Origin of the sequence: Micromonospora vinacea (assembly GCF_015751785.1) — a bacterium.
GTDB classification, from domain to species: Bacteria; Actinomycetota; Actinomycetes; order Mycobacteriales; family Micromonosporaceae; genus Micromonospora; species Micromonospora vinacea.
Genome location: NZ_JADOTY010000001.1, coordinates 5,125,674 through 5,144,233, shown reverse-complemented (window position 1 = coordinate 5,144,233; position 18,560 = coordinate 5,125,674). Strand labels below are relative to the sequence as shown.

The 18,560-nt window shown below is 72.9% G+C and carries 15 protein-coding genes; 6 read left to right on the top strand and 9 right to left on the bottom strand.

Annotation, left to right across the window (positions count from 1 at the left end):
* Nucleotides 1–28 precede the first annotated feature (28 nt).
* From IW249_RS24110 to IW249_RS24085, 6 genes are all read right to left on the bottom strand, one after another.
* Nucleotides 29–517, bottom strand: a complete 489-nt coding sequence (locus tag IW249_RS24110) for a DUF2231 domain-containing protein (protein ID WP_196922843.1) — start codon at nucleotides 515–517, stop codon at nucleotides 29–31.
* 331 nt (nucleotides 518–848) lie between these two features.
* Complete coding sequence (locus tag IW249_RS24105) at nucleotides 849–1,589, bottom strand: GAF and ANTAR domain-containing protein (protein ID WP_196922842.1); 741 nt, start codon at nucleotides 1,587–1,589, stop codon at nucleotides 849–851.
* 182 nt (nucleotides 1,590–1,771) lie between these two features.
* Complete coding sequence (gene secA2 / locus IW249_RS24100; RefSeq protein WP_196922841.1) at nucleotides 1,772–4,063, bottom strand: accessory Sec system translocase SecA2; 2,292 nt, start codon at nucleotides 4,061–4,063, stop codon at nucleotides 1,772–1,774.
* Nucleotides 4,064–4,138: 75 nt separating this feature from the next.
* A complete protein-coding gene (locus IW249_RS24095) occupies nucleotides 4,139–5,920 on the bottom strand; it encodes an ABC transporter ATP-binding protein (RefSeq protein ID WP_196922840.1) in 1,782 nt (593 codons plus the stop codon).
* A 41-nt stretch (nucleotides 5,921–5,961) separates the two neighbouring features.
* Complete coding sequence (locus IW249_RS24090) at nucleotides 5,962–7,050, bottom strand: zinc-dependent alcohol dehydrogenase (protein WP_196922839.1); 1,089 nt, start codon at nucleotides 7,048–7,050, stop codon at nucleotides 5,962–5,964.
* On the bottom strand, nucleotides 7,043–8,053 hold the full coding sequence (locus IW249_RS24085) for a Gfo/Idh/MocA family protein (protein ID WP_196922838.1): 1,011 nt from the start codon (nucleotides 8,051–8,053) through the stop codon (nucleotides 7,043–7,045). Before IW249_RS24085 ends, IW249_RS24090 begins: the two co-directional genes overlap by 8 nt.
* Before the next feature lie 227 nt (nucleotides 8,054–8,280).
* Between IW249_RS24085 and IW249_RS24080 the strand changes: the two genes are divergently transcribed.
* The 5 genes from IW249_RS24080 (at nucleotide 8,281) to ctaD (ending at nucleotide 13,997) form a co-directional block, all read left to right on the top strand.
* Nucleotides 8,281–9,264 carry a glucosyl-3-phosphoglycerate synthase gene (locus tag IW249_RS24080; RefSeq protein ID WP_307788837.1) on the top strand — a complete coding sequence of 328 codons (984 nt, stop codon included), beginning with the start codon at nucleotides 8,281–8,283 and terminating at the stop codon, nucleotides 9,262–9,264.
* Nucleotides 9,265–9,343: 79 nt separating this feature from the next.
* Nucleotides 9,344–10,501 (top strand): glycosyltransferase, encoded by a 1,158-nt coding sequence (locus IW249_RS24075; RefSeq protein ID WP_196922836.1) that lies wholly within the window; start codon nucleotides 9,344–9,346, stop codon nucleotides 10,499–10,501.
* A gap of 84 nt (nucleotides 10,502–10,585) precedes the next feature.
* On the top strand, nucleotides 10,586–11,044 hold the full coding sequence (locus tag IW249_RS24070; RefSeq protein WP_196922835.1) for a DUF4383 domain-containing protein: 459 nt from the start codon (nucleotides 10,586–10,588) through the stop codon (nucleotides 11,042–11,044).
* A 108-nt stretch (nucleotides 11,045–11,152) separates the two neighbouring features.
* Complete coding sequence (locus IW249_RS24065; protein WP_196922834.1) at nucleotides 11,153–11,881, top strand: ATP-binding protein; 729 nt, start codon at nucleotides 11,153–11,155, stop codon at nucleotides 11,879–11,881.
* 124 nt (nucleotides 11,882–12,005) lie between these two features.
* Nucleotides 12,006–13,997, top strand: coding sequence for an aa3-type cytochrome oxidase subunit I (ctaD, locus tag IW249_RS24060; RefSeq protein ID WP_196922833.1), 1,992 nt, complete (start codon nucleotides 12,006–12,008; stop codon nucleotides 13,995–13,997).
* A 64-nt stretch (nucleotides 13,998–14,061) separates the two neighbouring features.
* Here the strand turns inward: ctaD and IW249_RS24055 are convergent, their stop codons facing one another.
* Nucleotides 14,062–15,204, bottom strand: a complete 1,143-nt coding sequence (locus IW249_RS24055; protein ID WP_196922832.1) for a SigB/SigF/SigG family RNA polymerase sigma factor — start codon at nucleotides 15,202–15,204, stop codon at nucleotides 14,062–14,064.
* Nucleotides 15,205–15,426: 222 nt separating this feature from the next.
* Nucleotides 15,427–16,869 (bottom strand): hypothetical protein, encoded by a 1,443-nt coding sequence (locus IW249_RS24050; protein WP_307788690.1) that lies wholly within the window; start codon nucleotides 16,867–16,869, stop codon nucleotides 15,427–15,429.
* Between the two features lie 145 nt (nucleotides 16,870–17,014).
* Here IW249_RS24050 and IW249_RS24045 point away from each other — a divergent pair, with 145 nt between their 5' ends.
* The gene (locus IW249_RS24045) at nucleotides 17,015–17,245 is read left to right on the top strand and encodes a CDGSH iron-sulfur domain-containing protein (RefSeq protein ID WP_196922830.1); all 231 of its coding nucleotides are present in this window, start codon (nucleotides 17,015–17,017) and stop codon (nucleotides 17,243–17,245) included.
* A gap of 185 nt (nucleotides 17,246–17,430) precedes the next feature.
* On the opposite strand, the gene IW249_RS24040 is transcribed toward IW249_RS24045, so the two are convergent.
* A complete protein-coding gene (locus IW249_RS24040; RefSeq protein ID WP_196922829.1) occupies nucleotides 17,431–18,528 on the bottom strand; it encodes an iron-containing redox enzyme family protein in 1,098 nt (365 codons plus the stop codon).
* Nucleotides 18,529–18,560: the final 32 nt, after the last annotated feature.

The window sequence follows — 18,560 nt, the reverse complement described above, 5'->3', positions numbered from 1 at the left end:
TAGACCGACCGGTCCGGCGCGCGGGCGGTCAGGGGCGGGCGATCTCGCCGGTGGAGCTGGCGAGCGCGTCCAGGCCGCCGGCCTCGACCCGGCCGCTGCTGTCGAACTGACGCATCAGCCGGGCGCCCAGGTGCACGCCGACCCCGCCGACGGCCAGCGCGACCAGCTCGGTGACCAGGATCGCGACCGACGCGCCACGCTGCGGGGAGTGTGACCGGACCAGGCAGGTGAGCAGGAACATGGCGGCCATCACCGCGTTCACCAGGTTGAAGGCGACGGCGGTACGGCGGGTGCGGTCGCCTGGCACATCCCACAGGTCGACCATTCCGGCCACGGCGGTCAGCGCGGCGGCGACGAGGGCGGCGACGGCCGTCCAGTAGCCGACCTCGCCGAGGAACGCGGGCCCGCCGATCACGTCGGTGAGGTCGAAGACGGTGGCACTGACGAAGAGCCCGAGCGGGAATGTCACCAGCATCGGTTGGATCGGGTGCCCCTGCACCCGCAGCCGGCTCTGCATCGGTCCTCCCCCGGGTCGGCGCAGCTCACCTGACCAGAGTGCTACCCGGGGCTGGTCGAGGCGAAACGATGCCGCCCGACTCGCCGGCAGCAGGGAGAACGGGCACGCCGCACGCCGCCTGCGACGCCGGACGGCCGGACCGACGGGTGATCGACTCGGTTTTCAGGAAGTCGCGGCGTCCGCCGGCCTTGGCACCCCGACTTCCAGGAACCCGAGTTGATCACGCGGCAGGCACGGCCGGCACCACCAGCGCGGCCAACCCCACCACGCGGCCAACCCGACCGGCACGGTCAACCCGACCGGCACGGCCACCCGACCGGCGCGGCCGGGATCAGGTGTCGCGTTGGCGGGAGACCGTGCGGACCAGGCGTTCGGCCACCTCGCGCAGCGGGATGTCCAGCGACGAGGCGGCGGTGCGCAGCACGTCGAGGGCCTCGGCCGGCGGGCACCCGCGCTGCGTCATGATCACACCGATGGCCTGGCCCACCACCCCGTCGTGCAGGAGCGAGGCGTCGCGTTCCCCGGCGAGGGTGAGCTGCCGGCCGCGGTCGCGGACGGCGGCGAGCAGCAGGCCGGCGTGTTCGGCGAGCAGCATGGCGGTCAGCTGGTGTTGCGGGGTCAACACGTCCGGCGCGGCGGCGTACAGGTTGATCGCCCCGATCACCTGGTCGTCGATGTCGACCGGTGCGGAGATCACCCCGCGTACGCCGAGGTCGCGGGCGCGAGCCGTCCAGGCCGGCCAGCGGGGCTCACCGGCCAGGTCGGCGGCGAGGACCATCTCGCGGCGGTGGATCGCGCTCATCGCCGGGGAGTCCGGCCCGTGTCGCAGGTCGTCCAGCCCGGCCAGTCCCTCGTCGGAGGCGGCCACCCCGGCCGGCTCGCCGGCCCGCAGGGCGGTGAACCCGCACCAGCGCACCCCGGCGACGGCGTCCCGGGTGACCCGGACCAGGGCCAGTAGCGCCTCATCAAAGTCGGTCAGGGCGATCAGCCCGGCGGTCAGCTCGCGTAACAGCGCGGCTGCTTCCAGGACGCCGAGGGTCTGCACCACCGGTTCCCGCGTGTCGAGGTTCACCGGTTCGCAGCCTCCGTGCCGTCTGGCGCCTGTACGGCACGCATCGTCACCTGTGTCATCGTCTGCTCTCTCCCCGACTCGACCGACCAGCCCTACTACCCTGGGAAACCTGGGTCGAAACGGCGTAAATCGGGGCCCCTGCCGCACCCGGAGGCGCGACCGGGGCCCCGACGGACGGTACGTCAGCGCGAGGCGCCGCTGAGCCGACGCCCGATCGACGCGATCAGACGGTCGAGCTCGGACCCGAACGGGTTGTCGTGCACCAGGTACGTCCAGGTGGCGGTGGGCCGGACCAGGGTGCCGTCGTCGGGCTGCCAGTCCTCATCGAATTCGGTCTCGGTGAAGGTGGCGATGGTGCGGGCCTCGATCTCCGGGATCAGGTCGTTGAACGCCGGCACCGCGGCCCGGTGGAACTCGTCCAGCGGGTCGAGCCGACCCAGTGCGCGCAGGTGCACGCCCTCGCGGACCTCCGACAGCTCGGCCAGGTGCTCGGCCCAGAGCCGGTCCAGGTGGTAGAGCGCGATCGACCGGGCGGCACGGGCGAGCAGGTCCTCGTCCATCTCGCCGGCCTTCTCGGGCTCCTTCTCCAGCAGCATCACCGCGGCCACGTCGCTGGTCAGCAGCCGCTCCCGGCGCGCGGCGAGGGCCTTGCGCTGCTGCTCGATCACCACGCTGTAGCGCCAGGTGTTGCGGTGGATCTCGTGGTTGACGCCCTCGGCGACCCGCTGGGCGTGCTCCACCGCGTAGTCGACCTGCTCGTCGGTCACCAGACCGTCGGCGTTCATCCGCGGCGAGGCCGGCACCGAGTCGGCGGCGTGCCGGACGACGAGGTCGTCCTCGAGGCTGACGAAGAAGACCGAGCCGCCCGGGTCGCCCTGCCGGCCGGCCCGACCGCGCAGCTGGTCGTCGACGCGGCGGCTGTCGTGCCGGCCGCTGCCGATCACGTAGAGCCCGCCGAGTTCGGCGACCCGCTCCTGGTCGGTCTGGTCGCTGCCGCCGAGGCGGATGTCGACGCCCCGACCGGCCATCTGGGTGGAGACCGTCACCGCGCCGTACGCGCCGGCCTCGGCGATGATCGCCGCCTCTTCGTCGTCGTTCTTGGCGTTCAGCACGACGCAGGGCACCCCTGCGGCGTTCAGCCCGGCGGCCAACCCCTCGGACTCCTTGACGTCCAGGGTGCCGACCAGCACCGGCCGCCCCTTGGCGTGCCAGCGCTGGATCTCGTCGATCAGCGCCTCGTCCTTCTCCGCCCGGGTGGCGTAGATGCGGTCCGGCTCGTCCTCGCGGATGCACGGGGTGTTCGGCGGGATCACCGCGACCTCGAGGTCGAAGAACTCCCGCAACTGGTCGCCGACCAGCACCGCGGTGGCGGTCATCCCGCAGACCTTCGGGTAGAGCGCGATGTACGCCTGCATGGCGATGGTGCCGAGCACCTCGCCCTCGGCGGTGGCGTCCAGCCCTTCCTTGGCTTCGACCGCGGCCTGGAGGCCGTCCGGCCAGCGGCGGCGCTGGGCCACCCGGCCGCGCATCTCGTCGACCAGCTCGACCGAGCCGTCCCGGACGATGTAGTCGACGTCACGGTGCAGCAGGGCGTGCGCGTGCAGCGCCACGTTGACAGCGGAGAGCTGCGCGACGTGCTCCTCGTCGTACAGGTCGATGCCGAGCTTGGCCTCGATGGCGGCCAGGCCGGCGGAGGTGAACGCCACGCTCCGACCGTCCTCGGCGACCGTGTAGTGCTTGCCCTTGCGCAGGCCACGGACGAGCGCGGCGGCGGCGTGCACCGGATCCTGCTCGCCCGGCACCGCGCCGGCCAGGACCATCGGCACCCGGGCCTCGTCGATCATGATCGAGTCGGCCTCGTCGACGATGGCGGTGGTCAGCGCGGGCTGCACCCGGTCTTCCACGTCGGTGACCAACTGGTCGCGCAGGTAGTCGAAGCCCGCCTCACTGACCGAGACGTAGGTGACGTCGCAGGCGTACGCGTCGCGCCGCTCCTGCGGGGTGGAGGCCTCGTTGACCCAGCCGACGGTGAGGCCGAGCAGGGTGTAGACCGGCTCCATCCACTGGGCGTCGCGGCGGGCCAGGTAGTCGTTGATGGTGAGCACGTGCACCGGGCCGTTACCGAGCCGGACGTGCCCGTACGCGGCGATCGTGGCGGTCAGGGTCTTGCCCTCACCGGTGGCCATCTCGGCGACCTTGCCGGAGAGCAGCGACATCGCGCCGAGCAGCTGCACGTCGTACGGCCGCTGATCGAGGCCACGGCGGGCGGCCTCGCGGCCGACGGCGCAGATCTCCTCGTAACCGGCGGCGGCGCCCGCGGCAGCGGTCAGCTCGGCGTCGTCGAGCGCGGAGAGCTCAGCCTCGCGCGCCTCGATCGCCGGGAGCAGTTTCTCCAGCGGAGCAAGATCCACGGTCGAGCCGGGGCGCTGGAGGAACCGCCGGAACTTGCTCTTGAACCGTTGCGACACACCCATGAGCGGCAACGGTACGCGATTCCGGGCGGCGTGCGCGGCCCGGCCGCCCGGCAAGTCGGCCTTCCTGGGACGACGTCAGCCGACCAGCAGCTGGTGGGTGGCGAGTTCCCGGTACAGCGGGTCGTTGGCGGTCAGCTCGGCGTGGGTGCCCACGGCCACCATCCGGCCGCCGTCGAGGACGACGATCTGGTCGGCGTCGACCACCGTGGCGAGCCGGTGCGCCACGATCAACAGGGTCCGGCGGACGGCCACGGCGTCGATGGCGCGGCGCAGCGCTACCTCGTTGCGCGAGTCGAGGTTGCTGGTCGGCTCGTCGAGCAGCAGCACCGGCGGGCCGGCGAGCAGCGCGCGGGCGATGGCCAGTCGCTGCCGCTCACCTCCGGAGAGCAGGACGCCGCCCTCCCCCACCTGCACGTCGAGGCCCTGCGGGGTGCGCTGTGCCAGGTGGCCCAGATTGACCTCGTCGAGGACGGCGCGCAACCGGTCATCGGTGGCGTCCGGGGTGGTGATCAGCAGGTTCTCCCGCAGCGTGCCGGCCAGCACGGGGGCCTCCTGCTCGACGTAGCCGAGCCGGGCCCGCAACGCGTCGCGGGGCAGGTCCCGCACGTCGGTGCCGTCGAGGCGGACCGCGCCGGCGCTCACCTCGTAGAAACGCTCCACCAGGGCCAGTAGGGTGGACTTGCCGGCGCCGGAGGGACCGACCAGGGCGGTCCGGGTGCCGGCGGGCACCGCGAAGCTGACCTCGTGCAGCACCGGCTCGCCACCCGGGTAGCCGAAGCCCACCCGGTCGAACTCGATCACCGGGGTCGGGCGGCGCGGGGTCGCCGTCGCCACGGCGGGCGCGGGCCGGTCGTCCGCGCCCTCCGCCGGCACGGTGAGGATCTCCTCGATCCGCTGGAGGGCGCCCAGGCCGGACTGCAACTGGGTGTACGCCCGCAGCACCTGACCCAGCGGCAGCGCCAGGAGGAACAGGTACATGACGAACGCGACAAGGTCACCGACGGAGATCGCCCCGGCGGCGACCCGCGCCCCACCGATGCCGAGCACCAGCAGGAACGCGCCCTGCACGGTGACCGAGCCGATCGGGCCGACCAGCGCCTGCACCCGGGCCACCCGTAGCCCCGCCGCGTACGCCTCCCGGGCGCTGCCGGTGACGGCCTCCGTCTCCCGGGTCTCGGCGCGGCTGGCCCGGATGGTCCGGGCCGCCGAGATCGCCCGTTCCACCGCCGAGGTCATCTCGCCGATCCGTTCCTGGGCGACCCGGGCCAGCGCCCGGACCCGGCGGGCGAAGGTGGCGGCGAAGACCAGCCCCAGCGCCACCCCGAGCAGGGTGACGCCGAACAGCAGCGGGTCGAGCAGCACCATGGCCGTGCCGGCGCCGACCACCGTCACCGCCCCGGTGACCGTCTCGAAGAGCCCGGAGGTGACCACCGCGCGCAGCAGCGTGGTGTCCGAGCCGACCCGGGAGAGCAGGTCGCCGGTGCGTCGGCTGTCGTACTCGGCGATGGGCAGCCGCAGCAGGTGGCCGGCCAGCCGGCGCCGGGTGCCCAGCACCACTCCTTCGGCGGTGCGTTGCAGCAGGTAGTCGCGCAGTCCGCCGATCGCCGCGCCGAGCACCACGAGCGCCACCAGCACCGCCACCAGCCGGGACACCCCCTGCTCGGCGCCGATCCGCTCGAGCACCGACCGGGTGAGCAGCGGCTGCGCCAGCGACGCCGCCGAGCCGACCAGCGACAGCGCGCCGACCACGACGAGGGTGCCGCGGTGCTCCCGCAGGTACGGCAGCAACGCGGCCAGGCCGACCGACCGGCTCTTGGCGGTGCCGGGAGGAGCCGGTCGGTCCTGCACTGTGCTCATGCCGGGAACGGTAGCCGCCCCTGGCACGCGACGACGGCGGGTCAGACGGTGAGCACCACCTGAAGCTCCTGGCGGCGACGGTCGGCCAGGTCGGTGAGGAGGGTGGGCGCCTCGTCGAACGGCACCACCGCCGAGACGAGGTGCTTGCGGATCGTGTCGCCGTACGTCCTGAGCAGGTCGACGGTCTCGGCGGAGAGCCGTTCGCGGTCCCAGGTGGGTGCGAGGCCGCGCGGCACCCGGCCGATCTGGGCGCAGCGCAGCGACAGCCCGTTGTGGTGGAACTCCTCACCGAGGCGGACCGCGTCCGCGCCGCCCTGGTAGAAGGCGAGGTCGATGACGGTGCCCTGGGGCCGCAGCAGCCGCAGGGCGAGGTGCAACGCCCACGCCTGCCCCCGGCACTGGAACACCACGTCGGCGCCCCGGTCGCCGGCGGTGTGCGCCCAGCGGGTCTTGAGCACGACCGCCGGGTCGTCCGCCTCGGGGTCGAGGGTTTCCAGGCCGAGCGCCTCGGCGACCTGGCGGCGCTGCGGGGTGGGGTCGAGCACCACCACCGACGCGGCGCCGTTGCGTCGGGCGAACAACGCTGTCAGCAGGGCCACGACTCCGGCGCCGACGACGGCGACCCGTCGCCCGCGTACTCCGTCGCCGAGCGCCCGGACGTCGGTGCCGTGCAGGTCGGCGGCGGCGTGCAGCAGACCGTTGGCGCAGATCGGGCCCATGTGCGCGACGTAGACGCCGAGCAGCGGGTCCAGGTCGTCGGGCAGCGCCACGAACCGTTCGGCGACCGGGTCGGCCAGCCAGCCGGTGCGGTGCCCGTACGTCATTGCGCCGACAGTGCCCACCGCGACGGCCGGCGTGTCGCTTTCCACCACCCGGCCGACCTGCATGTAACCGAGTCGGGTCACCGGGTAGGGCGTGCTGGCCTCGCCCGGCTGGAACAGGCCCAGGTCGGCGTTCCAGGTGACGTTCAGGTAGGGGTTCGTGCCCTTGACGTAGCTCAGTTCGGTGCCGGCGGAGACGCCGCTGAACAGCGTCTCGACCCGGAACGTGCCGGGGCGCAGCGGCGCGGCGTCCTGCTCGACCAGGTCGACCCGGCCGGGGCCGGTGACCACGACGACCTTGTCACGCATCGACTGTCACCCCGCTGGCGAGCACCGTCGGCGTGGTCGCGGTGGCGAGCCGCACCGTGGTGCCGGTGCGGGCCGAGTCGGCCACCGCGAGGGCCAGGCGCTGGGTGGCGAGGGCCTCGGCGTACGGGACGCGCACGTCGTCGCCGATGCCGCGGACGGCGTCGACGAAGGCACGGTCCACCGCCACCCGGGCGGCGTCCGGGTCGGCGGGGAGGTGTCGTTCGCCGTCGGCGTCGCGGATCGACAGCCCGTCCTCGGTGATCGCGAGGGCCAGCCCGTCGGCGAGGATCTCCAGGCCGGCGCGGTGCTTCCAGCCGAGGACGCAGGCGGCGCTGAGCGTGCCGACCGCGCCGTTGGCGAAGCGCAGTGCGGCGGTGGTCACCGAGTCGATGTCGGCGCCGTCGACCGGCGGTGGGGTGCCGTTGCCGTACGCGGTGACCTCGCTGACCTCGCCGGCCAGCACCCGGATCAGGTCGAGCACGTGGGCGGCCTGCTCGACCACCGGGCCGCCGGAGCGGTCCCGCAGCGACCACCACGCCACCGGGGGCACCTTGTCCAGCCAGGCGCCGCTGACCATCCGCACCGGACGGTCGGCGAGCAGGTCGCGGGCCTGGTCGAGCACGCTCAGGTAGCGCCAGTGGTGGCCGACCGCGGTACGCAGCCCGCGCTGGGCGACCAGGTCGGCGATCCGCTCGGCGGTGCCCAGGTCGACCGCGACGGGCTTCTCCACGAACATCGGCACCCCGGCCTCGATCACCGCCTCCTCGGCGGGGCCGTGCGCGAACGGAGGCACGCAGACGTACACGGCGTCCAGGCCGGCGGCCAGCAGTTCGGCGACGTCGGCGCACGCCCGCCCGCCGTGCTGTGCGGCCAGCGCGGCCGCGGCCTCCGGCGCGACGTCCGTGACGCCGACCAGCTCGACGTCGTCGAACCCGGCCAGTACCCGCGCGTGGCGTTGTGCCACACCGCCAGCTCCGACCAGACCCACCCGGCAGTTCCGCATTCCGACACCCCTTCGAAGACTTTTCATCTGCGATGGGAGCAGTCCCCTGGGGTGTGCGCAATCAAACGTTCATCCCCCGGGAACGCTGAGATGTCACCGTTGTGATCAAGCTGTTGCCCAGAAAGCGGTTAGCGCGTGGTGAGGAATGGGAACAACCAAATTCGGTTTTTCCACGCACGAACGGAGGGGTGCCCGTGCGGGACGAGACATCGAGCGTGTCACCGGTGGTGGAGGCATGGGCCACGTACCGGACGACGTCGGCGGGGGACTGGCCGGCGCGTCGACTGTTGCGCGCCAAGGGTGAGACCCGGGTCAGCGTGGTGCTACCGGCGCGTAACGAGGAGGCCACCGTCGGCGCGATCGTGTCGACCATCCGGGAGCACCTGATGGATCGGGTGGCCCTGGTCGACGAGCTGATCGTGGTGGATTCCCGTTCGACGGACCGGACCGCGCAGGTGGCCCGCGCCGCCGGCGCGGAGGTGGTCAGCCAGGACGCGATGACCCGGGGGTTGCCCCGGCTCACCGGCAAGGGCGACGCGCTCTGGGCCGGGCTGGCCGCCGCCGAGGGAGACGTGGTGGCGTTCATCGACGCCGACCTGCGGGAGTTCCGACCGCACTTCGTGAGCGGGCTGCTCGGCCCGCTGCTGACCGACCCGTCGGTCGACTTCGTGAAGGGCTTCTACCACCGGCCCCTGGTGGGCACCGCCAGCGTGGAGCAGGACGGCGGGGGCCGGGTGACCGAGTTGATGGCCCGACCGCTGCTGAACCTCTTCTGGCCGGAGCTGGCCGGCTTCGTGCAGCCGCTCGCCGGCGAGTACGCGGGCCGCCGGGACGTGCTGGCCCAGGTGCCGTTCGTCTCCGGGTACGGGGTGGAGACGGCCATGATGATCGACCTGCTCGACCTGGTCGGCCTGGACGCCTTGGCGCAGGTCGACCTCGGTGAGCGCAAGCACCGCCACCAGGACACCGCCGCCCTGGGCCGGATGTCCGCGCAGATCATGTTGACCGCCTGGTCCCGGCTGCAACGGCGCGGCTGGGCGACCCCTGGTCTCGTGCCGGAGGCATTGCTGACCCAGTTCCGTCGCGGTGGTTCGGACACTCTGCCGAACCTGGACCGCGAGATCGTGGTGAGCGACGTGTCGATCGAGGAGCGCCCGCCGCTGGCCGAACTGCGCCACCGGCTGCCCCGCCGCCGGGTGGCCGCCGCATGAGCGCGAGGAGTGAGCCGGTCCTGCGAGCCCCGCAGTCGCGAACCGTAGGCGCAGCGAGCTGCCGGAAGGGACGAGCCCGATGAGCCTCACCGTGCTGATGAACGCCGGCCCGTGGCTGTCGGTGCCACCGCCCGGCTACGGCGGTATCGAGAACGTGATCGCCACGCTGGTGCCGGAGCTGCGGCGACTCGGCGTACGGGTGGTGCTCGCCTCGGTGGGCAGCAGCACCCTGCCGGTGGACGAGCAGGTCTCGGTCTTCGCCGACGGGCAGTTCGCCGCGTTGCAACGGCCGTACAACCAGGTCTGCGGGATCGCCCAGGCGCACCTGGCTGGGGTGGTCCGGGAGTTGCACTCCCGCGACGACATCGACCTGGTGCACGACCATGTCGAGGCGGTTGGGCTGGCCACCCTCGCCGCGATGGGGCCGGCCGGACCGCCGACCCTGCACACCCTGCACTGGGACCTGGCCAAACACCCGGCGCTCTACGGCAGCCTGGACGGCGGCGACCGGGTCCGGGTCAACGGCGTCTCCGCGTCCCAGCTGGCCCGCGCCCCGCTGGCGCTGCGGGAGCACTCGGTGGGACACGTGCACCTGTCCACGCCGCTCGCCGTCGATGCCGACCGGCAGCCCCGACCGGAGAAGGGCGAGCACCTGCTCATCCTGGGCCGGATCAACCCGGGCAAGGGGCAGGACGTGGGTGCCCGGCTCGCGCACCGGGTGGGTATTCCGCTGGTGCTGGCCGGCCCCGTCGGCCCGTACCATCGGCCGGCCGAGCTGGCCGCGGCCGGCGACGAGGCCCGGCAGAATCCGGACGTGCGGTTCTTCCTCGACGAGGTGGCGCCGCACGTCGACGGTGACCTGGTTCGCTGGGTCGGCACCGTGGCCGGTCAGGAACGCGATGACCTGCTCGCCAGCGCCCGCGCGTCGCTGTTTCCGTTGCGCTGGGAGGAGCCGGGCGGCACGGCGGTCGTCGAGTCGCTCGCCCTCGGTACGCCGGTGGTGGCCACCGCCCGGGGTTGCCTGCCGGAGCTGATCGAGCACGGGCGCACCGGGCTGCTCACCACCGACGAGGAGGAGTTGGACGATCTCGTCCTCGCCGCCGAGTTGCTCGACCCGGACGAGTGCCGGCGGGTGGCCGCGCAGCGCTTCACGCCCGCGGTGATGGCGCAGCGCTACGTCGAGCTGTACGAGCGGGTCCGGCAGTCGGCGCGCGCGCCGAGGTTGCTGCCGGCCTGACCGCTGGCGCGGCTGGGCGGTTTGCCGGTCTTGCCAGCGGGTAGCCGGCAGCGCTCATGCCCGCCGCGCGACGAGGAGCCGGGAATGGTCGGATCGATGGCGCACTCCCGGGCCCGACCCAACCCGGCCGACGGCAAACCGCCGGTCCGTCGCGCGGCGGCGACGGTGGGCGTGTTGTTCCTGCTGGTCGGCGCGCTCGGCTTCGTGCCGGGGATCACCACCGGGATGGACGCGCTGCGCTTCGCCGGCCACGGTTCGGGCGCGTACCTGTTCGGGGTCTTCCAGGTGTCGGTGCTGCACAACCTGGTGCACCTGGCGTACGGGGTGGTGGGTCTGCTGCTGGCGCGGACGGTCACCGGCGCTCGGGCGTTCCTGATCGGCGGCGGTGCGGTCTACCTGGTGCTCTGGCTCTACGGGCTGGCGGTGGACCACGACACCGGGGCGAACGTGTTACCGGTCAACGACGCCGACGACTGGCTGCACCTGGGGCTCGGCGTCGGCATGATCGCACTGGGCGTCCTGACCGGCCGGGCCCGTCCCTGACCTGGGGTTGCGCGGCGTGACCTGCCTCGCCCCGGCGTCGGTCCGGTTTGGCCGGGAACGGCCTCGGGTAGTTGGCAGATCCCGACCCAGCAGCGAATTGAGGCGCCGATGTCGAGCGGGATCACCTGCGAGGTGCGTACCACGGCACCGGTGGCGGTCGTCCGGCTCACCGGCCCGCTGCACCTCGGCACGATGCGCTCGGTGCACCAGGCGCTCAGCGACGCGCTGGTCGACCAGCCGGAGGCGCTGGTGGTCGACATGGCCGGGGTGAGCGTGGAGGACCGGTTGGCGCTGTCCGTGTTCGCCGCGACCGCCCGCCGGGCCGAGGAGTGGCCGGCTGTGCCGGTGCTGCTCTGCTCCCCGTCGCCGGTTGCCGCACGGTGGCTGGCCGAGTCGACCACGTGTCGGGTGCTCCCGGTCTCCACGGACTGCGCGGAGGCGACCCGGTTGGCCGGCACCACGTCCGCCTTGCGGATGCGGGCCCGACTGGAGCCGGTGGCCGGGGCCTGCCGGCGGGCCCGGGACCTGGTCACCGACGCGTGCGCGCGGTGGAACCTGCCCGAGGCGTCCGGCCCGGCCGCGTTGGTGCTCAGCGAGCTGGTCGGCAACGTGGTGCGCCACGCCGGCACGCCGATGCAGGTGACGGTGACCCTGCGCCGGCCGTATCTGCACCTGGCGGTGGTGGACGGCAGCAGCGCCCAGGCCCGGGCGGGTGGGACGGACCTGCACGCCGAGGGTGGGCGAGGGTTGATGCTGGTCCGGGAGCTGACCCAGCGGTGGGGCAGTGTGCCGGCCGGTCAGGGCAAGGCCGTCTGGGCGATGCTGCCGGCAACCTGAGCGTTCGAGGTCCTTGCGCCGGTACTGGCGATCTGACCGAAATTACCGTCGTTGGCTGGTTACATGGTGTGAGGGTGGGTAGAGCACGCCCGTCCTTTCTGCCGTCACGACGGGGTGAGCAGCCATGCCCAAGCGGGTAACCACAGAACCCGGTCGCGATCGGGGCCCGGCGATCCTGGCACCGGCCCGTTTCGGGGGGTTCCCGGGAGCGGTACGGGCACCGGTCCCCGGAAACTCCCTGATCAAGTTCCTCGCCACGACCGACCACAAGCAGATCGGCCTGCTGTATCTGCTGACTTCCTTCGGGTTCTTCGTGGTGGCGGGGCTTCAGGCGATGGTGATGCGAGCCGAGCTGGCCCGCCCGGGGATGCAGTTCCTCTCCTCCGAGCAGTACAACCAGCTCTTCACCTCGCACGGCGCGGTGATGCTGCTGCTGTTCGCCACGCCCGCCGCGTTCGGGTTCGCCAACTACATCGTGCCGATCCAGATCGGCGCACCGGACGTGTCGTTCCCTCGCCTCAACGCGCTCGCCTACTGGTTGTACCTCTTCGGCGGCCTCATGGTGATCGGCGGGTTCATCACCCCGGGGGGTTCGGCGGACTTCGGCTGGACCGCGTACAGCCCGCTCAGCAGCGTCGAGCACAGCCCCGGCGTGGGCGCGAACATGTGGGTGCTCGGCCTGGTCGTCTCCGGGCTCGGCACCATCCTCGGCGCGGTCAACCTGATCACCACGATCCTGACCCTGCGCGCGCCCGGCATGACCATGTTCCGGATGCCGATCTTCACCTGGAACATGCTGTTCACCAGCGTGCTGGTGATCCTGGTGTTCCCGCTGCTGGCCGCCGCGCTGCTGGCGCTCTCCGCCGACCGGTTGCTCAACGCGCACGTGTACGACCCCGCCACCGGCGGCCCGATGCTCTGGCAGCACCTGTTCTGGTTCTTCGGCCATCCCGAGGTCTACATCATCGCGTTGCCGTTCTTCGGCATCATCACCGAGATCATTCCGGTCTTCTCCCGCAAGCCGCTCTTCGGCTACACCGGGATCGTGCTGGCCACCATCGCCATCACCGTGCTGTCCATGACGGTCTGGGCGCACCACATGTTCGCCACCGGCCAGGTGCTGCTGCCGTTCTTCAGCATCCTGAGCTACCTGATCGCGGTGCCGACCGGTGTGAAGTTCTTCAACTGGATCGGCACCATGTGGAAGGGCCAGCTCACGTTCGAGACGCCGATGCTGTTCGCCATCGGCTTCCTGGTCACCTTCCTGCTCGGCGGCCTCACCGGGGTGCTGTTGGCCAGTCCTCCGGTCGACTGGCACACCCACGACAGCTACTTCGTGGTGGCGCACTTCCACTACGTGGTGTTCGGCACGGTGGTCTTCGCCCTCTTCGGCGGCTACTACTTCTGGTGGCCCAAGATGACCGGGCGACTGCTCGACGAGCGGCTCGGCAAGGCGCACTTCTGGACGATGTTCATCGGCTTCCACGGCACCTTCCTGGTGCACCACTGGCTGGGCAACGAGGGCATGCCGCGCCGGTACGCCGACTACCTGCCCACCGACGGCTTCACCACGCTGAACACGGTCTCCAGCATCTTCGCGTTCATCCTCGGCCTGTCCACCCTCTTCTTCATCTACAACGCCTGGAAGTCCTGGCGGTACGGGGCGATGGTGACGGTGGACGACCCGTGGGGCTTCGGCAACTCCCTGGAATGGGCCACCAGTTGCCCGCCGCCGCTGCGCAACTTCGACCGGATGCCCCGGATCCGCTCCGAGCGCCCCGCCTTCGACCTGAAGTACGGTCCGCTCGTCGCCGACCTGGGCCGCGACCTGCCGCAGCGCACCACCAAGCCACCGCAGCAGTTCTCCGACGAACTGCGGATGGAGCACCACGCACCGGAGTCGCCGGCCGCCGAGGGCGCGCACGGCGCCCGGGACGCTGTCGACTACCGGCCGGCGCCACGCTCCGGCGCCCGCCCGGTGGACGTGCCGGAGCCTGAGGGCGTCCGCCGGCCGAGCTTCGAGGAGAGCGACCCGCCGCAGGACGCCGAGGACGCGCCGAAGCCGCACGAGCGCTGGCGGCATCCGCACAGCGACGGCAACCCCGAAGAGCACTGACAGGGGTACGCGGAAAGGGCCGACACCTCGCGGGGTGTCGGCCCTTCGCCCGTTTCGGGTGCGGTCAGTCCCGGGCCGGCGCCAGGCCGGCGGCGGTGAGCGAACGGCGTACCGCGGGTTGGACCCGGGTCAGCCGCAACGGCACCCCGGTCCGTTCCGCCGCGTCCCGCCCGGCCATCAGCGCGGCGATCCCGCCTGCGTCGAAGCCGCCGGCGCCGACCAGGTCGACGACCACCTCGCTGGGCTGGCCGGTGACCGCCTCGAGCATGGCCCGGCGCAGCTGGTCCGCGCCGTCGCGGTCGATCTCGCCGCCGACCTCGACCACCACCGTGTCGCCGTTCTGCTTGACCGAGATCCGGGTTTTGCCCGGGTCGGGTTCGGCGGCCCCGTTCTGCCACGGCGGCGGCGCGTCGGCGAGCATCGCCTGACGCAGCCAGGTGAGCGCCCGTGACAGCAGCCGGGACACGTGCATCTGCGAGATGCCGAACCGGGCGGCGATCTCCGCCTGGGTCTGGTTGCCGTAGAAGCGCATCGCGAGGATCCGTCGCTCCCGCCAGGGCAGGCGGTGCAGCAGACCGCTCACCGTCACCCGGTCGTCGACCGATTCCAACGCGTTGTCCGACTCGCCGACCAGGTCCCCGAACTCGGCGGAGCTCTCCCCACCCACCGGCGCGTTGAGGGAGGCCGGGCTGTAGCCGGCCGCCGACTCCAGGGCGGCGAGGATCTCCTCCTGCGGGGTCTCCAGCCGGGCCGACAGTTCGGCCACCGACGGGGCCCGGGACAGCTCGCTGGTGAGCGCGGCGGTGGCCTGCCCCACCTCGAGGATGAGGTCCCGCAACCGGCGGGGCACGTGCACGCCCCAGGTGCGGTCCCGGAAGTGTCGTTTGATCTCGCCCACGATGGTGATCGCGGCGTACGCGGTGAAGGAGCCCCGTTCCGGGTCATAGCGGTCGACGGCGTTGACCAGCCCCAGTCGGGCCACCTGCTCCAGGTCCTCCAGCGGCTCTCCACGTCCCCGGTACCGGCGGGCCAGCCGGCCGGCGAACGGCAGCGCGAAGCGCACCAGGTCGTCGCGGGCCTCCCCTCGCCGCTCCGGTGGCAGCCCGGCGATCCGGGCCGCGTACGCCATCGCCGCCGCGTCGAGATCCTCCAGACCCCGATCGGTGGGTGGTGGTGTGGTCGTGGTCGTGCTCGTCTGTCCGAACATCCGCGCCTCCCTCAGGAAGGTCCCCCGCCCGGATCGGGAAACCGGTCGTGCGCGTGGTCGAGCCACGCACCGGGCCGGAAAGTGGGTCAGTGACTGGGATGCCAGCGGGCGACACCGCCTCTACGCAGCGCAATCAGGCCGTCGCAGCCAGCGATGTTCCCGCTCCGTAGGTACTCAATCACGGGACCCCGGGTTCGCGAGGATGTTTCGGCGTCCTCCGTCTCAGGAGACCAACAACCCCTGGTGGCCGCCGCTGTCGCGGAGCACGGAAAGGGCCTCGGCGACCCCCAGCGGGGGCGGCGCGGGCAGGTCGTACGGCTGGGCACGCAGGACCTCGGTGGCCCGGCGGGTGGGCACCGAGGTGACCGGGTAGCCCCGGGCGGTGGTGCGGTCCAGCGCCCGACGCCGCCGGCCGAACCCGGCGACGGCCAGCCACTGCGGCAGCCCGGCCAGCGCGGGCGAGCGCACCCCGGGCGGCTCGGGCAACACGTCCACCGAGCTGAACGCCTCGCTGCCGGCCAGCCACCACTCGGCCTCGTCGACGTTGCGGCGGGTGGCGTTCTCGCACCAGTACGGCACCAGCCCCGCCCGCACCACCTGCCACGGGTCGAGCAGTCGGCCGCACTCCACCACCAACCGGTCGCCGGTCTTGCCGGCGCGCCGCAGCCACCGCCGGTACAGGTCGGCCACGCCCGCGCTCAGCGCCGCCGGCCGGGGCACCAACACCCGGTGCAGCGGGTGCTGGTGCCGGGCGGACCAGTCCCGAGCGGCCAACTCGAAGCCCGGGTCGACGCCGTGCTCGGCGTACGCCGACGGTACGGACACCTCCGGCGGCTCCCACCGGGTCGCGTCGCCGCCAACGGAGCGCAGCACCTGCCGCAGGGCGTGGCTGTCCGGGTGGAAGTCCACCGGGTCCAGCCCGCTGCCCGGGCAACCGACCTGGAAGCTGTGCCCCGGACCGCGCTCCAGGACCGGCCAGGTGCGCGCGTCGCGGATCAGCAGCACGGGGGCATCCGGCAGCAGCCGGTCGGCAAGGAACTGCGCGTACGCGGCCGGTAGGGCCCTCCACGCGGCGGTCAGGGACACGGTCGCCCCGGCCAACGCGCCCCCGCTGGCCGGGCAGTGCACCTGGCGCAGGTGCAGATCGGCGTTGCCGGCGAGCAACCGGGTGGCGAGTGCCGCGCCGTGCTCCACGGCGTCCGCCGGGCGGTCCACGCCGCCGTCGGGCCAGTGCACTGTCATCTCGAAGCCCGCCGGCAGCCACGGCACGCCGAGGGCGACCGCGAGGTGCGCCGCCGCGCCGTGCGGAGACCCGATCAGCACCCCGGGGTAGCGCCGGCGGGGGTACTGGTCGACGAACCAGCGGGCCACCCGGGCGGCGTCGACCTCGTCGACCTGGGCCACGGTGAGGGCGACCCGGCCGGCGGCGCGGGTGACCGCGGCGCGGCGTACCGGCTCGGGGGCGCCGGGGAACCGCGATGTCGGCCCGGTGTGCCCGAGGTCGGCGCAGTCGACCCCGCGCAGCGCCCGGGCGGTGGCGGCGACCAGCACCCGGGCCGAGCTGCCCGCGGCCACGACCCGGTCGCCGGCCAGACCGGCGCCATCGGCCGTGAGCCCCTTGTGCACCTTGTGCACCGGCCCCACCTTGCCTCGTTCGCTCACCACGCGGCCCGGCTTCCCGTCCCGATGGGGTTCAAACGGGGCATCACCCACCCGGCGGCACATTCCGCTGGTCAGCGGGGTGCCCCGGTCATCACCGTCGTTCTGCGTCTCGGGTTTCGGCAGGGCCAGGACGGGCACTTCCGGGGCCATGCGCGCCGACGACACCAGCGAGCCCACCGCCGCCACGATCACCCCGTACGAGGACGGACCGCTGCTGGTCCGCGGCGACTTCGCGTTGGTCACCCCGGACGGTGAGCGCATCGACGCGCGTCGGGGCACTGTGGCGCTGTGCCGGTGTGGCAAGTCGGCGCTCAAGCCGTTCTGCGACGGCACCCACAAGGCCATCAACTTCCGGGCGGGCACCACCCGCGAGGGCTGACCGCACGTCGCCGCGTCGCCGCGTCACGCGGCGAGAGCGCACGGACGGGCCGCACCAGAGACACGCCACCTTTGCTCTGCACCCGCCCACGCGCCAGTTACGGACCGTGCGTGGTGCGCGGGCGGGTGCAGAGCAAAGGATGGATTCCGCGCTCACGCCCCACCCAGACAGCCGGGCGGTCTGGATCAGACGAGCGCGGGCGGGGCCGGCGGGGCCACCGCGGGCAATGCGACAAGCGAGACCCTGGGCGGCAGGGCCGGCGGGGCGGGTGTCCGCAGCGAGCTGCGGCCGGCGGCCCACCTGTCCAGCAGGTGCGCGGCGAACAGCCGGTCCACCGCGAGCCCGGCCGCCGCGCCGAAGAGCACGTCCTCGGCCAGGGCCGGCTCGACGCGGACCAGGCCGCCGCACATGTCGTGCGCGGCGATCTGCTCGTGCACCGCGTCGGCCTCGACGTGCTCGTCGTAGAAGCGGGTCGCCACCTCGTCGAAGCCGAGCCGGCGCAGCCCGTTGCCGTAGCGACGGTTGGGCAGCGAGGAGGTCATCTCGAACGCGGCCAGGTGCCCGAGCAACGCGCCGCGCAGCCGTCGGTGCAGCCCGAACAGCGACATCAGGTTGTTGGTCGCCAACGTCACCGCCGGCACCACGTCGACGTGGGCGCCGTAGGCGGTGTCCAGGCCCAGTCGGTCGAGGGTGCTCCGGAACAGCTCGGCGTGCATCCGGTCCAGCCGCCCGTTGCCGTACTCGTCGGTCTGGATCTCCACGAGCGCGGCCTTGGCCGGGCCACCGAGGCGGGGCAGCGCCCAGCTGTGCGGGTCCGCCTCCCGCAGGTGGTAGACGGAGCGGTGCACGACGAACTCGCGGAACTGGGCGAGGTCGGCGCGCCGTTGCAGCGTCGCGGCCAGCGACGGCCCGTCATCGGCCGCGACCAGCTCGGCCAGGCCGGCCGCCACCCCGGCGGCGGGCACCGGCGGCGCGCCGACCAGCCGACGCAGCGCCGCCTCGAACGCCCGTTCGCAGCGGGCGCGCAGGGCCAGCAACGTCGGCTGCCACTCCCACGACTCGTCCACCCCGAGCCAACCCCGATAGTGCAGCTCGTAGCAGAGGAACAGCGTCAGCTGAAGGTCCTCGTCGGTGATCGGGTCCGCCGGGTCGAGGCCGACACCGAGATCGGCCGGCAGGTCGTGCGGCGGGTGCCGCAGAGCCTCGACGACCGCCGCGGAGAGCGGACCCCGCTCCCTCGGCAGGGTCGCGGGACCGTAGCGGCGGTCGGCGGGCTCGGACATGGGACCTCCAGCGTCGTCGGGCCGCTACTGAT